Below are 2,015 nucleotides of genomic sequence, written 5' to 3'. Positions count from 1 at the left end.
GGTTTTGTCCCCCGGCCCCCCCACCCCCCCGGGGGCGGCGGGCGGCGCCGGGCGGCCCCCCCCCCCGGCGCCGCCCCGCGGCCCCCCCCCCTGCCGGCACCTTGCCGAAGGTGTCCGGGACGGGCAGGGTGGACCAGTCCGTGAGCGGCCACGCGACGACGAAGGCCCGGCCGATCACGTTCCCCACCGGCACGAAGCCGTCACCCGTCTCGTTGTGGTGCGGGCGCGAGTCCCGCGAGTTGTTGCGGTGGTCGCCCATCACCCAGAGCTTGCCCTTGGGGACGGTGACGGTGCCCACCGGGTCCTGGTCGCAGGGCGCCGAACCGGGGAACAGGTACGGCTCGTCCAGCGCGACGCCGTTCACCTTCAGCGGGCTGCCCGCCTTGCACTCGACGGTGTCCCCGCCGACCGCGATCACCCGCTTGATCAGGTCCTTCTCGTCCGCCGAGGGCATCAGGCCGACGGTGCTCAGCACCTTCTGGACCGAGCTCATCACCGAGCCGTCCGCGTGCGTCGGCGCGCTCTCCAGCCAGCCGCCCGGATCACGGAAGACCACCACCTCGCCGCGCTCGGGCTCGGCGCCGAACCAGGGCGTCAACTTGTCGACCAGCACCCGGTCGCCGATCGCCAGGGTCTGCTCCATCGAACCCGAGGGGATCGAGAAGGCCTGGACGAAGAAGGTCTTGATGCCGAGCGAGAGCAGCAGGGCGATCACCAGCAGAATCGGAAGCTCCTGCCAGAACGGGCGCTTCTTCCGCACGCTCTTGGCGTCCGGCTCCGCGCCGCCGGCGCCGTCGGCCCCACCGGTCGGACCGCTGCCGCCGCTCCCGTCGCCGCCGGAACCACCGCCGGCCCGGCCGGCGCCGCCGCCGGAGGCCTCGAAGGCCCCCGCCGCGCCCGGGACTTCGGGCGCACCCACCGCGCCGCGCTCCCCGGTTCCACCGCTCTCGCCGGACTCCGTACTCTGCTGGACACTCATCTTCTCGGCCCCTCCCGACGGCCTGGCGGGAGACCGGAACGGAAAACCCCCGCTGTCAGGGAACGAACCTACCGAACGGAGGTTCCCGGGCGCGCCCTGACATGGATCCGCTCACCCTGAGGACCGAACAGACTGAGGAACTCCACCGGCTGCGGCCCGGCGTTGCCGAAGGCGTGCGGGGTCCGGGTGTCGAACTCGGCGGCCTCACCGGCCGTCAGCACCAGGTCGTGCGAACCGAGCACCAGCCGCAGCCGGCCGGACAGCACGTACAGCCACTCGTGGCCCTCGTGCACCTTCAGCTCCAGCTCGGGCTCGGTGCCCCGGCCGGGCGGCATGATCTGCTTGAAGGCGTGCAGACCGCCGAGGTGGCGGGTGAGCGGGATGATGGTCTGGCCGTTCCTGGTCACCGGGCGGGGATGGACCCGGGGGTCTCCGGTGGCCGGGGCGCCGACCAGCTCGTCCAGCGGCACCCGGTACTCCCGGGCCAGCGGCAGCAGCAGTTCCAGGGTCGGCTTGCGCTGCCCGGACTCCAGCCGGGACAGCGTGCTGAGCGAGATCCCGGTGGCGGCGGCCAGTTTGGCGAGGGTGGTGCCGCGCTCGCGTCGCAGGGCGCGCAGCCGGGGGCCCACCGTGGTGAGGACGTTCTCGAAGTCTTCGTCGGCCATGCCTGCCATTCGCCGGGACGGCAAGGGCGTTTGTCAAACCGGCACACCGGTGCACGGGCGCGCGGGCCCGTCCGCGCGCCCTATGCTGTCCGGCCATGCGCATCCACCTCACCCGGGACAGCATCGCGGCCGGCGACGACGCCGGCGCCCCGCACCCCGCGGCGCTCACCCTCCCCGACGACCTCGACCTGCCGCAGGCGCTCGTCGCCCTCGGACTCCCCCGGCCGTACCTGCCCCTGATCGGCGGCGGCCGCGCCAGCTGGATCCTGCGCACCGGCGACGGCGCGCCGCTCGCCGGACGCGCCCACCAGCTGTCTCGTATACACAAACCCGCGCCCACGAGACGCCTAGGGCTCTCGGGGTGGGGGGGT

Annotated in this window: 2 protein-coding genes and 1 pseudogene; 1 reads left to right on the top strand and 2 read right to left on the bottom strand. The window is 73.7% G+C overall.

All coding sequences use genetic code 11. From position 1 onward, the window contains the following. Both lepB and ACFV6I_RS39385 read right to left on the bottom strand, forming a co-directional pair. Positions 1–979: signal peptidase I (gene lepB / locus ACFV6I_RS39390; RefSeq protein WP_380431082.1), on the bottom strand; the 979-nt coding region annotated here is incomplete at its 3' end. A gap of 68 nt (positions 980–1,047) precedes the next feature. Continuing rightward, the gene (locus tag ACFV6I_RS39385; RefSeq protein WP_063350727.1) at positions 1,048–1,644 is read right to left on the bottom strand and encodes a helix-turn-helix domain-containing protein; all 597 of its coding nucleotides are present in this window, start codon (positions 1,642–1,644) and stop codon (positions 1,048–1,050) included. A 95-nt stretch (positions 1,645–1,739) separates the two neighbouring features. On the opposite strand from ACFV6I_RS39385, the pseudogene ACFV6I_RS39380 reads away from it, so the two are divergent. After that, a pseudogene (locus ACFV6I_RS39380) lies at positions 1,740–2,015 on the top strand (hypothetical protein); the annotation flags it as partial.

Origin of the sequence: Kitasatospora sp. NPDC059803 (assembly GCF_042732255.1) — a bacterium.
Lineage (GTDB): Bacteria > Actinomycetota > Actinomycetes > Streptomycetales > Streptomycetaceae > Kitasatospora.
Note: the sequence above shows the minus strand (reverse complement) of the source record. Positions and strands in the feature narration are given on the sequence as shown.